The sequence below is a fragment of the Pseudomonas sp. LBUM1674 genome, from assembly GCF_059695635.1.
Genome location: NZ_CP166779.1, coordinates 3428236 through 3447181 on the forward strand (window position 1 = coordinate 3428236; position 18946 = coordinate 3447181).

The window sequence follows — 18946 nt, forward strand, 5'->3', positions numbered from 1 at the left end:
TCGATCACATAATCGGCGAACGACATAAACCGTGTAGGAGCTGGCTTGTCGGATCGCCGCACCGCAGCGAAGAGGCCCGCCCAGGCCCCCCAAATCCTTCAGACATAAAAAAGCCCCGTCTCTTTCAAGACGGGGCTTTTTCATTCAGCGCCTGATCAGGCCGCCGGCTCCAGCACAGTGCTGGCAGGTGCAGCGACGGGAACCACCGCTTGCCCGCTCAACGCCAGGTCCAGCAGTTCGCGGTTGGCCACCGCGTACATGGCGTAATCCGTGCCGCTGGCGGCACGCAGTTCCACCAGCATGGCGCGCCAGCGCTCGATCATGCCCTCGTGCTGCTCCATCCACAGTTCCAGGCGTGTTTCCACGTCGTGGGAGCCATCGCCCTGTTGCAGGACCGAGATGGTGATCGCACGTTGCTGCCAGTCGACGTCATCACGGAACGCTTCACGGGCCAGGGCCTGCCAGTTGTTTTCAACCGGCAGGGCGCTGATCTGTTGCAGGTACCAGGTGATGTCCAGCGCGCTGCCCACGGCGAAGTACGCCTTGGCGACGTCGGCGGCGTTCTGGCCCGTCACGTCGGACGCTTCGATGATCGGCAGCAAGGTGTACAGGTGAGTGGTGCCTGCAACCATCCGCGCCAGCAACTCAGGTACGCCAGCGGCGACGTAAGCCTGGTAGCGCGACTGCCAGCCTTCGCGGGTCGGGCCTTCCAGCAGTTCGTCGAGCTTGAGGCCCAGCGCCGCCAGATGCGGACCGAAGTGCGCGACGTCACGGGCAGCGTTCTGCTCGTTGCGACGGCTGCGCAGGAACCAGCGCGTAGCGCGACGCCCCAGGCGCATCAGCTCATCCATCAGCTCCAGTTGCACGTCAGCGGAAACCTGATAGTCCAGGGCTTCTATTTGGCGGAACCAGTGCGGGAGATGGAAGATATCCCGAACTATTACATAGGCACCCGCAACATTCGCCGGGCTCATGCCGGTCGACTCCTTGAGTCGCTGCACGAAGGTGATGCCCATGTGGTTCACCAGATCGTTGGCGATCTGGGTGCTGACGATTTCGCGCTTCAGACGGTGACGGCGCATGGCCGCGGAGAACTTGCTCACCAGGCTTGGCGGGAAAGCGGTTTCCATGTCGCGGGTCAGGTAGTCGTCGTCCGGTACCAGGGAATTGAGCAGCGCTTCCTTGAGGTCGATCTTGCTGTAGGAGATCAACACCGACAGCTCGGCACGGGTCAGGCCGTGGCCTTCGGCGATGCGCTCGTTGATTGCCTCTTCAGCCGGCAGGAACTCAATGGCGCGATCCAGCTTGCCGCGGTTTTCCAGATCGTTCATCAGGCGCTTGTATTCGGCAATCCGCACGTAGGCACGACGGGCCGCCAGGGACAGGGCCTGAGTCTGCTTGTAGTTGTTGCCGAGCACCAGGTTGCCGACTTCGTCGGTCATGCTGCCGAGCAACTGGTTACGTTGCTTCTCGGTCATGTCACCGGCGTGCACGACTTCGTTGAGCAGGATCTTGATGTTCACTTCGTGGTCGGAGCAGTCCACGCCACCGGCGTTGTCGATGAAGTCGGTGTTGGAACCGCCGCCATTGAGACCGAATTCGACGCGACCCAGTTGGGTCATGCCCAGGTTACCGCCCTCGCCCACCACTTTGCAGCGCAGTTCGTTGCCGTTCACGCGCAGTGCATCGTTGGCCTTGTCGCCGACATCGGCGTGGCTTTCGCTGCTGGCTTTGACGTAGGTACCGATGCCGCCGTTCCACAACAGGTCTACCGGTGCCTTGAGCAAGGCATTGAGCAGTTCGGTCGGGGTCAGCTTGTCGGCCTGAATGTCGAAGCGTTCTTTCATCTGCGGGGAAATCGCGATGCTTTTCGCGCTACGGGAGAAGATCCCGCCGCCTTCGGACATGATGCTGGTGTCGTAATCCGACCAGGCCGAACGCGGCAGGTCGAACAGGCGCTGACGCTCGGCAAAACTGTTGGCAGGCTCCGGATTCGGGTCGATGAAGATGTGCAGGTGGTTGAACGCGGCGACCAGTTGCAGCTTGTCGGACATCAATAAGCCGTTACCGAACACGTCACCGGCCATGTCGCCGACGCCGACCACGGTGATGCTGTCTTCCTGGACATTGATGCCGCGCTCGCGGAAGTGGCGTTGTACGCCGACCCACGCGCCCTTGGCGGTGATGCCCATTTTTTTGTGGTCGTAACCGGCCGAACCACCGGACGCAAACGCGTCACCCAGCCAGAAACCGTAGTCGATGGCGATGCCGTTGGCGATGTCGGAGAAGGTTGCAGTGCCCTTGTCCGCGGCCACAACCAGGTACGGGTCATCGTCGTCATGACGCACGACGTTGACCGGCGGCACCAGCGCGCCGTCTTTCAGGTTGTCGGTGATGTCCAACAGGCCCGAAATGAAGATGCGGTAGCAGGCAATGCCCTCGGCCGCGATCTCGTCACGGCTGCCGCCCAATGGTAGGCGCCGCGGCAGGAAGCCGCCCTTCGCACCCACCGGTACGATGACCGAGTTCTTCACTTGCTGGGCTTTTACCAGGCCCAGCACTTCGGTACGGAAGTCTTCTTCACGGTCGGACCAGCGCAGGCCACCGCGAGCCACATTGCCGAAGCGCAGGTGCACGCCTTCGACGCGTGGCGAGTAAACGAAGATTTCGAACTTCGGTACTGGCTTCGGCAACTCCGGAATCTGGTGCGGGTTGAACTTGAAGCTGAAGTACGACTTGTTCTGACCCCGGGCATCGGTCTGGTAGAAGTTGGTCCGCAGGGTGGCCTTGATCAGGTCCAGGTAGCGCCGCAGGATGCGGTCTTCGTTCAGCACCTGGACGTCGTCCAGAGCGCTCAGAATGGCGTGTTCCAGGCGTAGCTGCTTGTCTTCCAGGTCGTCGCTGGTGAGCTTGCGCGCCAGGTAGAAACGGGTCTTGAACAACCGGGTCAACTCGCGAGCGATGTCGGTGTGGTTGGTCAGGGTGCTGGCGATGTAGCCCAGGTCGAAGCCCAGACGGATCTGCTTCATGTAGCGGGCGTAGGCCCGCAGCAGCGCCACGTCGCGCCACGGCAGACCGGCGGTCAGTACCAGGCGGTTGAAGGCATCGTTCTCGGCATCGCCACGCACGATGTGGACGAATGCGTCCTGCAGGGTGTCGTTGAGCTGCTGGATGTCGAGTTCCAGGCCTTCGGCGGCGGTGAACGCGAAGTCGTGAATCCAGAACTCGCGGCCACTGTTGTGACGCAGGCGATACGGGAACTCACCCAGCACGCGCAGGCCGAGGTTTTCCAGGATCGGCAACACGTCCGACAGCGCCAGCGGCGTATCGGCGTGATACAGCTTGCAGTGCAGCATGCGCTGCCCGGACACCTGGGCCAGCGGCTGGTAGAAGCTCATCACCAGCGGATTTTTTTCGCTCAGGCTCAGCAGGTGCTGCATGTCGACCACCGCCGAGTGGGCGGCAAAACGCTCGCGGTAGCCGGCGGGGAAGCCTTTCGGGAAGTCGGCCAGCACGTTGGTGCCGCTGGCCTCACCGAAACTTTCAATCGTCAGGCTGGCGTAGTCGTCCTGCCAGCTGCGGCAGGCTTGCACCACTTCTTTTTCCAGCCGGACCGGGTCGATGTCCAGACGGTTTTTCGGATCGACGCGCAGAATCAGCTGCACACGGGCCAGCACCGATTCGGAGAAGAAGGTCCAGAACTCGCAATCCGAGGCTTTCAGGCGATCCATCAGCACTTGCTGGATCTTCTGCCGCACTTCGGTGGAGTAGATGTCACGCGGCACGTAGGCCAGGCAGTAGCAGAAACGGCCGTACGGGTCCTTGCGCAGGAATACGCGGATCTTGTTGCGTTCCTGGATCTGCACGATCGACATCACGGTGCTGAACAGCTCGTCCACCGGGGTCTGGAACAGATCGTCGCGCGGCAGCACTTCAACCACCTGCGCCAGTTCCTTGCCCAGGTGAGCCTTGGCCTGGAAGCCGGAGCGGCGTTCGATTTCCTCGACCTTGCGGCGGATGTACGGAATGACCCGCACGCTCTCGCCATACACCGACGAGGTGTACAGGCCCATGAAACGGCATTCCTTGATGACCTTGCCGTCGGCATCGATTTCACGGATCGACACGTAGTCCGGATAAGCCGGACGGTGCACGCGGCTTGGGTGCGCGGCCTTGGCGAACGACAGCAGGGTCGGTTCGCGCAGGTAGTTCACGGCGTAGTCTTCGATGCGCAGGTCATCGTAGGTCAGGCCGGTGCGCAGCAGCTTGGTCAGGCCGAGGAAGGAATCCTGGTCGTAGACGATGTGGCCGCCATCGGCTTCATCGCGGACGACGAATTCTTCATAGCCCAGGAAAGTGAAGTGGTTGCCCACCAGCCATTCCAGGAAGCTTTTGATCTCGGCTTTTTCTTCAGGGTCGACCGCGAACCGGCTGTTGTCCAGGCCGGTGAGGATTTCCTGGACCTTGGCTTTCATCGGTTCGAAATCAGCGACCGCGACGCGGACTTCGCCGAGAACCTGCTCCAGCTCTTTGCTCAGGACATTCAGTTCGGCCGTGTTGGCACAGCGGTCGATTTCCAGGTACATCAGGGATTCTTGCAGGATCCCTTCGCCCTGGGTGCCCTTGGGCAGGACTTCCAGCAACTCGCCCTTGCTGCCGCGACGCACGCTCAGCACAGTGGTTTGCAAGGTATGGATGCTGTAGCCGCGGCGGTTCAGCTCGGTACGCACCGAGTCGACCAGGAACGGCAGGTCGTGGTGCAGCACTTCGACCGCGGTGTGGGTCGACTGCCAGCCGTGGCGTTCGTAATCAGGGTTATAGACGCGCACTTGCGGATGCGCGTGATCGAAGCGCTCAAGCAGGCGCCACGCGGAAAGGGTGCAGCCGGCGAGGTCGGACAACCGACGCTGGGTCAGCTCGTCCAGGGAAATGATGCCGAAGAATTGTTCAGCGAACAGCGCCACTTGTGGCAGTGCCTGTTCACTGATGTGCTGCGCCAGTGCCGCTTGCAGTTGGTGCTGGAAGTCGGCTTTGCTGGCTGCGGTGAAGAACGCCATCTGTGGTACTCCGCTTGGGCTTGTTATTGATGGAAGCGTCGCGTGCAAAACCCCTTTCGGGGCGATCCGTCACCCTGTTCCTGATTCTCGGGCAGAGGAAACAGGGGGACAGGTGGGTGAAGCTGGACGAGACACTCAGGTCACATTCACCTTCCATGAATGGGCATCTGCAAAAACGACTCTGCGATCAATTGCACAATGTCTTTACAGGTATCCATTCGATGCGCAGCTTAACCAGTGCGGCAAGGCCCGTGCTTGCGGCGCTGCGACATATTCGGTCATCGGTACGCAGTGCGTGGCCGATGCCTCGAACAACACTAGCAGGCGCACGGAAAACCGGACGCTATATGCCCGGATTTACGGCGCTTGCGTACTAAAAATGACCAGCAACACTCCAGATGACCACGACACAGACTCTGACACTCAGCCAAGCAGAAATTCCCGTGGGCTGGCAGAATTGGTTTTTTTGCGTTCACAACGCTCGCCGAGCCAGGATTATCCCATGCAAATGACCACCCCCCTCTTGATCGTCAACCCGTGCGACGACGAGGAAGACAACATGGCGATGCTGTGCTGTCACAGCGAACAGGGCGATATGTTCCTGATGACCCGCTACCCGGATGAAGACGAACTGGAAATCACTCTGGACGGCGAGCCTTCGACCCTGGATGGGGTGAAAGTCACCTTGAGCCCTACCCGCCTGCTGATCGAAATCGCGGCGGCGGATGCCGATGCGCTGAATGGGGATGATTCGCTGGAGATCATCCACAGCACTGAGGCGGGGGATCTGGCGGAAGTGGAAGAAACCTTGCAGAACATTCTCAAGGGGACCGGGACCTATATCAGCGAGCTCTGATTTCAGGCGCCTGTGCCGGCCTCATCGCGAGCAAGCTCGCTCCCACATGTGACCGCGTTCTTTCAGATGTATGGGGTCCACTGTGGGAGCGAGCTTGCTCGCGATGAGGCCCGAAAGAACACCTCCAGCCATGGAACCTCACAAATCTCCAACATTTTCCCCAACCATTTCCCACCCTTTAAGCAAAATGCCGTTAGTCGCCACCCCCCGCGATGCTTTAAAGTAACGCCCCCAGCCCTGGCGTTAGCAGAACGTCTGCGGTCACCCTTTCCAGGAACAGTCATCGATGGAACATCGTGAAGCGCTGCTCGCGCTGCGAACCTTTCTTTCAACGCAGATTCTCGGCCAGGAAAAACTCATCGAGCGCTTGCTCATCGCCTTGCTTGCCGACGGCCACATGCTGGTCGAGGGCGCACCGGGCCTGGCCAAGACCAAGGCCATCAAAGAACTCGCCGAAGGCATCGAAGCCCAGTTCCACCGCATCCAGTTCACCCCCGACCTGTTGCCGGCCGACATCACCGGCACGGAAATCTATCGCCCGGAGACCGGCAGTTTCGTGTTCCAGCAAGGCCCGATCTTTCACAACCTGGTGCTGGCGGACGAAATCAACCGTGCACCGGCCAAGGTCCAGTCGGCGCTGCTCGAAGCCATGGGCGAGCGTCAGGTCAGTGTCGGGCGCAGCACCTATGAGTTGTCGCCGTTGTTCCTGGTGATGGCCACGCAAAACCCGATCGAGCAGGAAGGCACCTACCCGTTGCCCGAAGCGCAGCTGGACCGTTTCCTGATGCACGTGAAAATCGGGTTTCCGGACGCTGCTGTCGAACGCCGCATCCTGCAACAAGCCCGTGGCGAAGCCTTGAACGGCGAAACCAAGCCCGAGCGCCGTGTCAGCCAACAGGCGATCTTCGCCGCACGCAAGGAGATTCTCGGCCTGTACATGGCCGATGCCGTGGAGGAATACCTGGTGCAGCTGGTCATGGCCACGCGCACCCCAGCCAAGTTCGACCCGGAGATGGCCGAATGGATCGCCTATGGCGCCAGTCCTCGCGGTTCGATTGCCCTGGACCGTTGCGCCCGGGCCCACGCCTGGCTGGCCGGTCGTGACTTCGTCAGCCCTGAAGACATTCAAGCCGTGCTGTTCGACGTACTGCGTCACCGCATCATTCTTTCCTTTGAAGCCGAAGCCGCCGGGATCGACCAGGACCGGGTGGTCCAGCGGATTCTCGACGTCGTAGCTGTCGCTTGACCCCGATGAACGCCATCCTGCCATCCGAACCGGGTGTCCGTGTCAGCCTCGCCGAGCTGATCGAAATGCGCCATCGAGTGCGTGAAGTGCACCTGTTCTCCACGCCAAGCCAGCGTAGCCCGCTGATCGGCCTGCACCATTCGAAACTGCGTGGCCGTGGCGTGGATTTCGACCAGGTGCGGGTCTATCAGGCCGGCGACGACGTGCGCAGCATCGATTGGCGCGTCACCGCCCGTACTCAGGAACCTCACACCAAGCTGTTCCACGAAGAACGCGAGCGCCCGATTTTCATCATGGTCGAGCAAAGCTGTCGGTTGTTTTTCGGTTCGGGACTGATGTTCAAATCGGTACTCGCCGCCCAGGCCGCGAGTCTGATTGGCTGGGCGGCGCTGGGCCATAACGACCGGGTCGGCGGCCTGGTGTTCGGCGACAAAGAGCATTACGAGATCAAGCCACGGCGCAGCAAGCAGAGCCTGTTGCAGTTGCTCAACCGCCTGGTGCGGGTCAATCAGTCGTTGCACACCGAAACCGAGCCGGACCGCGACGCTTTCAACATTGCCCTGCGCCGTGCCCGGGAAGTCCTGCGTCCTGGCAGCCTGGTGATCGTAATCTGCGACGAACGCGCCCTGACCGAGGGCGCCGAGCAGCAGCTGAGTCTGTTGTCGCGCCACTGCGACCTGTTGTTGCTGCCGGTGTCCGATCCGCTTGACCATGCCCTGCCCGCCGCCGGGCTGTTGCGCTTCGCGGAACGGGGGGCGCAACTGGAACTCGACACCCTCAATTTCGACCTGCGCCAGACTTACCGCGCCCAGGCCGAGGCACGCGTCGCTCGCTGGGAACTGCTGGCGCAGAAACTGCGGGTGCTGCTGATGCCGTTAAGCACGCAGAGCGAGATGGTCGAACAACTGCGCGAATACCTGAACCCGGAACGTCCGGGGAAAAGCCGATGAGCAGCCTCGAGCAACTGCAACCGCTGATTTCGCCGCCACCGATCGAATTCTGGCCACCGGCGCCGGGCTGGTGGTTATTGCTGCTATTACTGCCTGTGTTCGGTTTCGGCATGTGGCAGTTGCGACGCTTGCTTCCCGACAACCGCCCAGTCGTGCGCGCCGAACAACCGCTGGACCCGGTACGCATCGCAGCGCTGGCCGAGCTCGCACTGATGCCCAAGCCTTACGACGGCGCACCGGCCGGTGCCTGGCTGCAGCAACTCAACGGTTTGCTCAAGCGCCTGTGCCGCAACCACTATCCGTACAGCCAGAGCCACACCCTCAACGGGCGCAAATGGCTGGCCTTTCTCGACAACCGCTGCCCGGCCGCGGGACTGACCCGCTGGATGGTGCTGGTCGAAGGCGCCTACAAACCTGAATGCAAACTCGACGACAAGGCCATCGCCGGCCTGACTCAAGCGGTCGATACCTGGATTCGCAAGCATGTTTGAATTCGCCTGGCCGTGGATGTTCGCCCTGCTGCCGCTGCCCTGGCTGTTGCGCGTGGTGCTGCCGGTGGCGGACAGTGGCGAGCCGGCGCTCAAAGTCAGCTTCCTCAGCGACCTCGAAGGCCTGGCCCGGCGCCGCGCCCGAGCCAACCTGCCGGCCTGGCGCCAACAAGCGCCGTTCATTCTGCTGTGGTTGTTGTTGCTGATCGCCGCGGCCCGCCCGCAATGGCTCGGAGAGCCGCTGCCGATTGCCGCCAGCGGCCGCGATCTGCTGGTCGCGGTGGACGTGTCCGGCTCCATGGACTTTCCCGACATGCGCTGGCAGGACGATGAGGTCAGCCGCCTGACATTGGTCCAGCATTTACTCGGCGACTTCCTCGAAGGTCGCGAAGGCGACCGGGTCGGCCTGATCCTGTTCGGCAGCCAGGCTTACCTGCAGGCTCCGCTGACTTTTGACCGGCGCACCGTGCGGGTCTGGCTCGACGAAGCGCGAATCGGTATCGCCGGCAAGAACACCGCGATCGGCGATGCCATTGGCCTGGCCCTGAAGCGGCTGCGCATGCGCCCGGCGCAAAGTCGCGTGCTGATTCTGGTCACCGACGGCGCCAATAATGGCGGCGAAATCGACCCGCTGACGGCGGCGCGGCTGGCGGCCATCGAAGGAGTGAAAATCTACCCCATTGGCATCGGTGCCAATCCGGAGGACAGTGGCACCCTCGGTTTTCTCGGGATCAACCCGAGCCTGGACCTCGACGAGCCGTCCTTGAAAGCCATCGCCGAAGCCACAGGCGGCCAGTACTTCCGCGCCCGCGATGGCAAGGAGCTGCAGGCGATCAAGGACATTCTCGACACACTCGAACCGGTGACGCAACAACCCACCCAGGCGCGTCCGGCCCAGGCCTTGTACCACTGGCCTCTGGCAATGGCGCTGCTGCTGAGCATGCTGTTCGTCGTCCGCGAGCTCTGGCCGGACAACCCCTTGCAGCGCCTGTTTACCAAGGATCTGTTCTTGCAATCGCAACTGCCCGACTGGCGCCGGCGGCTCAACCGCCTGCGCCTGCGGAGGCGCCGATGAGTGCGCTCTGGCCCTTCTGGTTCCGCCCTTGGTGGCTGCTGCTGTTGCCGCTGCTCGGCTGGCTGCTGTGGCAACTCTGGCACCGACAGAAACGCGCGGGGCGCTGGCAGATGATTCTGCCGCCGGCCTTTCATGCGGCATTGCTCAGTGGTGGCAGCGGTCGCGACAGCAAACTGCCATGGGTCGCCCTGGGCGTGGCGTGGCTGCTGACCATTCTGGCGTTGCTGGGACCGGGTTGGGAACGTGTCGAGCAAGCCAGTCAGAAGCCGGCCGATCCGCTGGTGGTGATCCTGGAACTGACCCCGGAAATGCTCGCCACCGACGTGACGCCGAACCGCCTGGAACAGGCGCGGCGCAAGCTGTTCGACTTGCTGCAAAGCCGCAGCGATGCCCAGACCGCCATCGTCGTCTACGCCGGCAGCGCCCACACCTTGGTGCCGCTGTCGGATGACCTGTCCACCAGCCGCAATCTGCTGGAAGCGCTCAAGCCCTCGCTGATGCCCCAGGCCGGCCATCGCGCCGATCTGGCGGTGGTCAAGGCCCTTGCCCTGCTGAATCAGGGGGCGCTGGGCGAGGGTCGGATCCTGCTCATCGGTTCGACCCTGACCGAAGAGGAGCGTCAAGGGATCCGTCAGGCGCTGGATGGTAAATCGACGCAGTTCCTGATGCTCGGCATCGGCACCGCCGAAGGGGCGCCGATCACGCAAGAGGACGGCAGTTTTCTCAAGGACGATCAGGGCGCGATCCTGGTGCCGCATCTGGACGAACCCAGTCTGCAAGCCTTTGCCAGTGCAGTGGACGGACGCTATCGCCACGCGCGCCTGGACGATGCCGATCTGCGTGCGCTAGGCCTGTTCGACGGCCCGCGCACACTGATCAATGACGGCCAGACCGTGCGCCTCGACACCTGGGCCGATCAGGGTTACTGGCTATTATTGCCGCTGTTGCTGCTGGCAGCCTGCGCCGGTCGCCGCGGCTGGCTGTTCTGCCTGCCGCTGCTGATGCTGCTGCCGCAAACCAGCTACGCCTTCGACTTCGAAGACCTGTGGCTGCGGCCGGATCAGCAGGGTATGCACTTGCTCAACCAGAAGCGCCCGGCCGAGGCCGCACAGCATTTCGCCGACCCGCAATGGCAGGGCGTGGCGCTGTATGAGGCCGGCGACTACAGTGGCGCCGCTCAGCGGTTCGCCGCAGGCAACGACGCCCACGCCCACTACAATCGTGGCAACGCCCTGGCCAGGAGCGGTGAGCTGGAAGCAGCGCTGGACGCTTACGAACAGGCGCTCGAACGTCAGCCGGATTTACGCCCGGCGCTGACCAACAAAGCGTTGGTGGAAAATCTGATCAAGCAGAAAAACACCCCGCCGCCGGTGAAGCCGGAGCAAAAACCTGGCGACGAACACCAGGCCAGCCAGCAAGAACCACCGCCCGGCGCGGCCACTCAACCGTCGGGCAGCGGCGAACCGCAAACCGACGCCCAACAGGCTACGGCAGCTGCCGGGCAGCCGCCGGCAACGCCGCCGAAAGCGGGGACCAACGAGGTCCCCGGCAGTGAGCTGGGGGATGAACAACACACCAGGCCGCCCTTGCGCCCGGCCACTGCCAGCATCGATGGCGAACAGCGCCAGGCGTTGGAGCAATGGCTACGCAAGATCCCGGATAATCCCGGCGAATTGCTCAGGCGCAAATTCTGGTACGAACAGCAACAACATCAGGATCAGGGAAAAACTCGATGACCCGCTTCACCCTCTCCAGGCTCGCCCTGCTACCCGCGCTGTTGCTCTGCACCGTCAGCGCCCAGGCCGCGGAGCTGGTCGCCAGTGTGGATCGCAGTCGCCTGAACTCCGGCGAGACGGTCGAACTGACCCTGGAAACCACTGACGTGACGCAGTTCGGCAAGCCTGACCTGACGCCGCTGGAGCCACTGTTCGAAGTCCGCGGCACCCGTCAGGTCAACCAGTTGAATACGCTTAACGGCGACAACGGTGCCACCACCCGGTGGATCATCACCCTGCTGCCCCGGCAGACCGGCAGCGTGGAGATCCCGTTGCTGCAACTGGGTGAGGTGCAGAGCCAGCCTATCACCCTGCAAGTGGTCCAGAGCGAAACCCAGGACATCCGCCACCAACTGACCCCGGTGTTCATCGACGCCAGCCTCGATCAAAACAGTGTGTACGTACAGGCCCAGGCGATCCTCACCCTGCGGATCTACCATTCGGTGTCGCTGTACGATGACAGCAGCCTGCCGCCCCTGCAGATCGCCGATGTGCGCATCGAGCAACTGGGCGAGTCGCGCACCTATGAGAAAGACATCAATGGCCTGCGCCACGGCGTGATCGAAATGCGCTACGCGATCTACCCGCAACAGAGCGGTGAATTGATCATTCCGGCGCAGATCTTCAATGCCGCCCTGGTGGACGCCACCTCCCAGGTACCGAAATCCGGCAAACTGATGCGCGTCAGCTCCTCCGAGATCATGCTCACGGTCAAGGCCAAACCGAGCGTTTACCCGGCGGATGTGCCCTGGCTGCCGGCTCGAAGCCTGAGCCTGAGCGAAAGCTGGAACCCGCAACCGGATCACGCGCAGGTGGGCGATTCCCTGACGCGCCGCTTGACCGTGAAGGCCGAGGGCCTGGCCAGTTCGCAATTGCCGCCGTTGCCCGCCACCGATGTCAACGGCTTGCGGCGCTACCCGGATCAACCGATGCTGGGCAACCAGAACAGCGAACGCGGCCTGATCGGCAGTCGCGAAGAGCGCGAAGCCCTGGTGCCGACCCGTAGCGGCGCCATCGAGTTGCCCGCGGTGGAAGTGACCTGGTGGAACACCTTCGAGGATCACCTGGAACACAGCAGCCTGCCGGCCCAGACCCTGCAAGTGGCGAACAATCCGAGCCTGACGGTCGACACCCCGGCCGGCACACCGCCCATCATTTCCGCTGTCGACAGCCAAACACTCTGGCGCTGGAAGCTCAGCACCCTGATCCTCGCCTGCAGCACTGTGCTGGGCTTCGGCCTGTGGTGGCGCGCCCGCTGGCAACCGGCGATCCTGCGTGTCGCGCAGACCGGCCCGAGCCCACGCACCGTGCTCGACGACCTCAAGCGTGCCTGTCAGGCCAATGACACCCACGCCACGCGCCAGGCCCTCGACGCCTGGGCCCGGCAACAACCGGAAACCCTGGCCGACATGGCCGCCCGCTTCGTACCGCTGTCCGACGCCCTCGACGGACTGAACGGCGCGCTCTATAGCGAAACCGGCCAGCATTGGCAGGGTGAGGAACTGTGGCGGGCGATCAAGGCGATCCCGATTGCCGATCGGGTGCATGACCCGGTGGGCGACAGCGGGTTGCCACCGCTCTATCCGAAATAAGATCAAAAGATCGCAGCCTGCGGTATCTCCTACAGGTAATTGGGGGTACCCAAATCCGGGGGCTGGCAAAAATCCATTGTGGGAGCGACGGTGCGACGATTCGACCTGCTCGCGAAGGCGATTTGACATCCGGCATCGATGTCGACTGACACGCAGCCTTCGTTGCGGTGCGGCGATCCGACAAGCCAGCTCCTACAGGGTGTACGCCATTCCAATGTAGGAGCTGCCGAAGGCTGCGATCTTTTTGCTGTTTGCCAGTAAACTCTCTCCCCTTTCGCCGCCATCATTTTCCTCGCGGCCATTACCTTATTTCCTACGGAGTTCGCCTTGCGTCTGTTTCACACCTCCGACTGGCACCTCGGGCAGAATCTGCACGGCCAGGACCGCGATTTCGAGCACGGTTGTTTCCTCGACTGGCTGCTGCGCCAGCTCAAGCTGGATCAGCCCGATGTACTGCTGATCGCCGGCGATATCTTCGACACGGTCAACCCGCCGGTCAAAGCCCAGGAACGCCTCTACGACTTCATCGTCAGCGCCCATGAGCAGCAGCCGAAGCTGACCATCGTTATGATCGCCGGCAACCACGATTCCGGCTCGCGCATTGAACTCCCCGCGCCGTTGATGCGCCGTTTGCGCACGCATGCCCTCGGTCGGGTGCTGTGGCTGGACGATGGTCAACTTGACGCCGAGCGGCTGCTGCTGCCGTTACCCAACGCCAAGGGCAAAACCGTCGCCTGGTGCCTGGCGCTGCCGTTCCTGCGCCCCGCCGAAGTCACCGGCGCGCATCTGGGTGACAACTACCTGCGCGGTATCGGGCAGGTTCACGAATGGCTGATCGAAGCCGCCAATGCCAAGCGCAAACCGGGCCAGGCACTGATCGCCATCAGTCACGCGCACATGGCCGGCGGCTCGGTGTCGGAAGACTCCGAGCGCAGCCTGATCATCGGCAATGCCGAAGCCCTGCCCGCCAGCCTGTTCGGGCCAAGCATCAGCTACGTCGCCCTCGGGCATTTGCACAAGCCGCAGAAGGTCAACGCGCAAGAGCGCATCCGCTACAGCGGTTCGCCGATCCCGCTGTCGTTTTCCGAGATCGGTTATCAGCATCAGATTCTCGACGTCATACTCGACGGCGAAACCCTGGTCAGCGTCGAACCGAAGCTGATTCCCCGCGCGGTGAATCTGCAGCGCATCGGGCCGGCGCCGTTGGCCGACATCTTGCTGCAACTGGCCGACCTGCCGGACATCGACCTGCTGGCCGACATTCAGCGCCAGCCTTGGCTGGAAGTCCGGGTGTGCCTGGATGAGCCGCAACCCGATCTGCGCCATCAAGTCGAAAGCGCGCTGCAAGGCAAAGCCGTGCGCCTGGTGCGCATCGCTGCGGAATACGCCGGCAACGGCAGCCGCGATGGCGTCGATGACGGCACGACGCTGGTCGAACTGGACCAGCTCACGCCACAGGAATTGTTCAGCCGCGCGTGGCAGGACAGCTATGGCAGCGAGGTCGATGAGCAAACGCTGAAGGATTTTGCAGAGTTGTTGCAGGACGTGCAGATGGAGAGCGAACAACCATGAAGATCCTCGCGATCCGCCTGAAGAACCTTGCCTCGCTGGCCGGTCCGTTTGAGATCGACTTCACCGCTGAACCGCTGGCCAGCGCCGGTCTGTTCGCGATTACCGGCCCCACCGGCGCGGGTAAAAGTACCCTGCTCGATGCCTTGTGCCTGGCGTTGTTCGGCGCTGTGCCGCGCTTGAGCAATGCGCAGACGTCGGCCAAGGCACCGGACGCCGATGGCGAAATCGGCACCGGGGACCCGCGCACCTTGCTGCGTCGCGGCACCGGTGAAGGTTATGCCGAAGTGGATTTCGTCGGCATTGACGGCCGCCGTTACCGTGCACGCTGGGAAGCCAACCGCGCTAGGGAAAAGGCCGGCGGCAAACTGCAAGCCAGTCGCCAAAGCTTGCGCGACATCGATCAGGATCAGCTGCTGGCCAGCCAGAAAGTCGAATTCAAAATCCAGCTTGAATCGGTGCTGGGCCTGAATTTCGAGCAGTTCACCCGCGCGGTGCTGCTCGCCCAGAGCGAGTTCAGTGCCTTCCTCAAGGCGAACGACAACGAACGCAGCGAGCTCCTGGAAAAACTCACCGACACCGCGCTCTACACCCGTCTGGGTCGCCGCGCCTTCGACAAAACCAAGGAAGCCCGCGAAACCCACAAGCTGCTGCAGGACCAGGCCACCGGGGTCACGCCACTGTCGCCGCAAGCCCGGGCGGAGCTGGATGAGCGTTTCAACCAGGCGCAACAGCAACTCAAGACGCAACAGGCACAACTCAAACAGCTTGAGCTGCAACACACCTGGCTCAAGGACCTGCGCCAGTTGCAGGACGCGCAACACAGTGCCACCGAACAACTGACCAGCGCCCGACAGCATTGGCACAGTCTGGCTGGCGAACGTCTGACATTGACCCGGCTGGAGCAGCTGGCGCCGCAACGGCATCAATTCGCGCGCAAGGCCGAACTCAGCGCCCAGCTCACGCCGCTGGCCGCGCACATTCAACAGTCCACGCGCCAGCAAGCCGAGCTGAGCGAACGTCAGGCGCAACTCGAACTCAGCCTGGCGGCTGCGCGGACCGCACTGATCGAAGCCCAACGCCAGCACAGCGCCTGCGCGCCGCTGCTGCGTCAGGCTTTTGAAGAGCAAAGCACCCTCGCCCGCCTGGACAAGGAAGCCGCTCAGAGTGCAGACCTCAAGCAACAGGCAGAACTCGCCTGCACGCAAGGGCAGCTAAGGATCCAGGGCTTGCTTGAGCAACAACAGCAGGTGGCCGCACGTCTGCAGCGAATCGCCGGGGAGCTTGAACAAAGCATCCATCTGGCACCGCTGAGCGACGCCTGGAACGCCTATCGCGACCGTCTGCAGCAGCTGATGCTCGTGGGTAATCGCCTGAACAAGGGCCAGGCCGAACTGGCCGCCCTGGAACAGAGCGCCACCCGCGCCACCGAGGAGTTGGCGGCGCAAAAGCAGCACCTGGAAGTGCTGTACAAAGAAGCGGGTGCCGAGCCGGAAGCCGTGGCGGAACAGATCCAGCTGCTGGGCAACCTGCTGCAGGACAACCGCAAGCAATTGCGGGCATTTGAAGAGCTGACACGACTGTGGGCCGGTCAGCAGGAACTCGACAAGCGTGCCGCCGAGCTGCAACAGCGCCAGACAACCGCGCAGCAAGAACGCGATCGCCTGACCCAGGACGGCGTGAACACCAAAAATCAATTGACGGTCGCCGAACAGACCCTGACCGTCACCCGCGAACTGCTGGAACGCCAGCGTCTGGCCCGCAGTGCCAGCGTCGAAGAATTGCGCGAGCAGCTGCAGGACGATCAGCCTTGCCCGGTGTGCGGCAGTCCTGATCATCCTTACCACCAGCCTGAAGCCTTGTTGCAAAGTCTCGGTCGGCACGATGAAAGCGAACAGGCCAACGCCCAGAAAGCGGTCGACCTGCTCAAGGAAAAACTCACCGACCTGCGCGCTGAAGTCGGCGGCCTGATCGCTCAGCAAAGGGAATTTCTACAACAGCAGGAGCAACTCAGCGCGCAGCTGCAGAGCCTGACGCCAAGCCTCGAAGCGCATCCGCTCTCAACGCAGTTGCTGGGTCAGGACAGGCTCAAACGCGATGCCTGGCTCGCCCAGCAAAACAGTCAGCTGAACCAGAGCATCAGCCAGGACGAACAGCGCCAATCCGCCCTGCTCACCCTGCAACAGGATGCCGCGCGCCTGCAACAGCAGTTGCGCAGCGCCGAAACGGCGAGCCAGCAGGCGACCCAGCACCTGAGTCATCAGCAACAGGCGTTGAGCAGTGATCGCCAGCGTATGGACGAAGAGCTGACGGCGTTCAGCGCCCTGCTCCCGGCCGAAACGCTGGACGCCTTGCGCAACGAACCCGCTGCGACCTTCATGCAGCTCGACCAACAGATCGCCCAGCGCCTGGAACAACTCGATCAGCAGCGCGACGAACTCAGCGAACAGCAACTACGCCAACAGACGCTGGAAAAAGAGCAAGATCGCCAGCTGACCCGCGTCCAGCAACTGGAAACCGCGCAGCAGCAATTCACGGTCATCAAAGAGCAGCAACAGGCTTGCCAGCAGAAACTGGCGCAATTGCTCGACCAACATACGAGCGCCGAGCAGTGGCAGCAGCAACTCGACCAGGCCGTGGAACAGGCACGCACTGGCGAAGCAACGGCCAGTCAGGAACTGCAAAGCGTGCGCACGGGACTGGTGCAACTGGCCGCCGAGCTCAAGGCACAGCAGGACCGCCTGCTCGCACTGGAAACCGAAGATCGGGATTTGAGCGGCAAAATCGCCGACTGGCGCGCCTTGCACCCGGAACTGGATGATGGCGGCCTGGAAAACCTGCTGAGCGTCGACGACCAGCAGGTCAGCGAACTGCGCCAGCAATTACAACACAGCGAAAAAGCCGTCGAGCAGGCCAACGTCCTGCTGCAGGAGCGCGATCAGCGGCTGCTCGATCATCAGGCGCAGCACAATGGCAATCTCGACGCCGAGCAACTGGCCACGGCGCTTGCCGAACTGCAAAGCCTGTCGGCCGCCAGCGAACACCAATGCGCCGAACTGCGCGCCGAACAGACCGAGGATCAACGCCGGCAGAACGCCAATCAGGCTCTGGCGCAGCAGATTGCCGACGCCTACACCGAATATCAGCGCTGGGCCCGCTTGAATGCACTGATCGGCTCGGCCACCGGTGACACCTTCCGCAAGATCGCCCAGGCCTACAACCTCGACCTGCTGGTGCATCATGCCAACGTCCAATTGCGGCAGCTGGTGCGGCGCTATCGCCTGAAACGCGGCGGCAGCATGTTGGGCTTGCTGGTGATGGACACCGAGATGGGCGATGAACTGCGTTCGGTGCATTCGTTGTCCGGCGGCGAAACGTTCCTGGTATCGCTGGCTCTGGCATTGGGCTTGGCATCGATGGCCTCGAGCACGCTGAAAATCGAATCGCTGTTCATCGACGAAGGCTTCGGCAGTCTCGATCCGGAATCCCTGCAACTGGCCATGGACGCCCTCGACGGCTTGCAGGCCCAGGGGCGCAAGGTCGCGGTGATTTCCCACGTCCAGGAAATGCATGAGCGCATTCCGGTGCAGATTCAGGTCCGCCGCCAGGGCAACGGCCTGAGCACCCTGGAGGTGAAATGAATACCCTGTATTCGTTCCGCCGCTGCCCCTACGCCATGCGGGCGCGCATGGCCCTGCGCTATTGCGGGGTTGCCGTGGACATTGTCGAGGTCAGCCTGAAGGCCAAACCCGCCGAGATGCTCGCATTGTCGAGCAAAGGCACGGTGCCGGTACTGAGCGTCGACGGTCAGGTGATCGATGAAAGCCTGTCGATCATGCACTGGGCCCTGGCGCAGAACGATCCGCAGGACTGGTTGCTCAAGGATGACCCCGTCGGGCAGCAACGTATCGCCGAGCTGATTGAAGCGAACGATCAGGTGTTCAAGCTGCACCTCAATCGTTACAAATACGCCGAGCGTTATCCCGAGCAGCCGATGGCGTTTTATCGCGCTGAGGGTGAAGTCTTTCTACGCAAGCTCGACGGGCTGCTGGAGGGGCGCGATTATTTGCTGGCAGCGCATCCAAGCCTGGCGGATATAGCACTGATGCCGTTCGTGCGGCAATTCGCCCATGTCGATCGCGAGTGGTTCGCAAAGACGCCCTATCGGCGCTTGCAGGCCTGGTTGCAGCGGTTTCTGGAGTCTGATCTTTTTACATCGATAATGAAAAAGTAACTGGATGATCGCAATCCCCGTAGGAGCTGCCGAAGGCTGCGATCTTTTGATCTTCGGCGCCAGCGAAAATGTGAAGATCAAAAGATCGCAGCCTGCGGCAGCTC

General features: G+C 62.4%; 11 protein-coding genes. 10 read left to right on the forward strand and 1 reads right to left on the reverse strand.

Annotation, left to right across the window (positions count from 1 at the left end):
- Positions 1-155: 155 nt before the first annotated feature.
- Entirely contained in the window at positions 156-5057 is a 4902-nt protein-coding gene (locus tag ACA067_RS15815; protein ID WP_497462622.1) for an NAD-glutamate dehydrogenase, read from the reverse strand.
- Between the two features lie 502 nt (positions 5058-5559).
- Between ACA067_RS15815 and ACA067_RS15820 the strand changes: the two genes are divergently transcribed.
- The 10 genes from ACA067_RS15820 (at position 5560) to ACA067_RS15865 (ending at position 18842) form a co-directional block, all read left to right on the forward strand.
- Complete coding sequence (locus tag ACA067_RS15820; RefSeq protein WP_497452135.1) at positions 5560-5913, forward strand: hypothetical protein; 354 nt, start codon at positions 5560-5562, stop codon at positions 5911-5913.
- 286 nt (positions 5914-6199) lie between these two features.
- Positions 6200-7159 (forward strand): AAA family ATPase, encoded by a 960-nt coding sequence (locus ACA067_RS15825; RefSeq protein ID WP_008150800.1) that lies wholly within the window; start codon positions 6200-6202, stop codon positions 7157-7159.
- 5 nt (positions 7160-7164) lie between these two features.
- A complete protein-coding gene (locus ACA067_RS15830; protein WP_497462623.1) occupies positions 7165-8109 on the forward strand; it encodes a DUF58 domain-containing protein in 945 nt (314 codons plus the stop codon).
- On the forward strand, positions 8106-8600 hold the full coding sequence (locus tag ACA067_RS15835; protein WP_497462624.1) for a DUF4381 domain-containing protein: 495 nt from the start codon (positions 8106-8108) through the stop codon (positions 8598-8600). The genes ACA067_RS15830 and ACA067_RS15835 overlap by 4 nt, the downstream gene beginning before the upstream one ends.
- Positions 8593-9672, forward strand: coding sequence for a vWA domain-containing protein (locus ACA067_RS15840; RefSeq protein ID WP_497462625.1), 1080 nt, complete (start codon positions 8593-8595; stop codon positions 9670-9672). Before ACA067_RS15835 ends, ACA067_RS15840 begins: the two co-directional genes overlap by 8 nt.
- The gene (locus ACA067_RS15845) at positions 9669-11408 is read left to right on the forward strand and encodes a vWA domain-containing protein (protein WP_497462626.1); all 1740 of its coding nucleotides are present in this window, start codon (positions 9669-9671) and stop codon (positions 11406-11408) included. Before ACA067_RS15840 ends, ACA067_RS15845 begins: the two co-directional genes overlap by 4 nt.
- Positions 11405-13039 (forward strand): BatD family protein, encoded by a 1635-nt coding sequence (locus tag ACA067_RS15850; RefSeq protein ID WP_497462627.1) that lies wholly within the window; start codon positions 11405-11407, stop codon positions 13037-13039. The genes ACA067_RS15845 and ACA067_RS15850 overlap by 4 nt, the downstream gene beginning before the upstream one ends.
- Before the next feature lie 327 nt (positions 13040-13366).
- Complete coding sequence (locus tag ACA067_RS15855; protein ID WP_497462628.1) at positions 13367-14611, forward strand: exonuclease SbcCD subunit D C-terminal domain-containing protein; 1245 nt, start codon at positions 13367-13369, stop codon at positions 14609-14611.
- Positions 14608-18249 carry an AAA family ATPase gene (locus ACA067_RS15860; RefSeq protein ID WP_497462629.1) on the forward strand — a complete coding sequence of 1214 codons (3642 nt, stop codon included), beginning with the start codon at positions 14608-14610 and terminating at the stop codon, positions 18247-18249. Before ACA067_RS15855 ends, ACA067_RS15860 begins: the two co-directional genes overlap by 4 nt.
- Positions 18246-18842: a glutathione S-transferase gene (locus ACA067_RS15865; RefSeq protein WP_497462630.1), complete on the forward strand. Its 597-nt coding sequence runs from the start codon at positions 18246-18248 to the stop codon at positions 18840-18842. The genes ACA067_RS15860 and ACA067_RS15865 overlap by 4 nt, the downstream gene beginning before the upstream one ends.
- Positions 18843-18946: the final 104 nt, after the last annotated feature.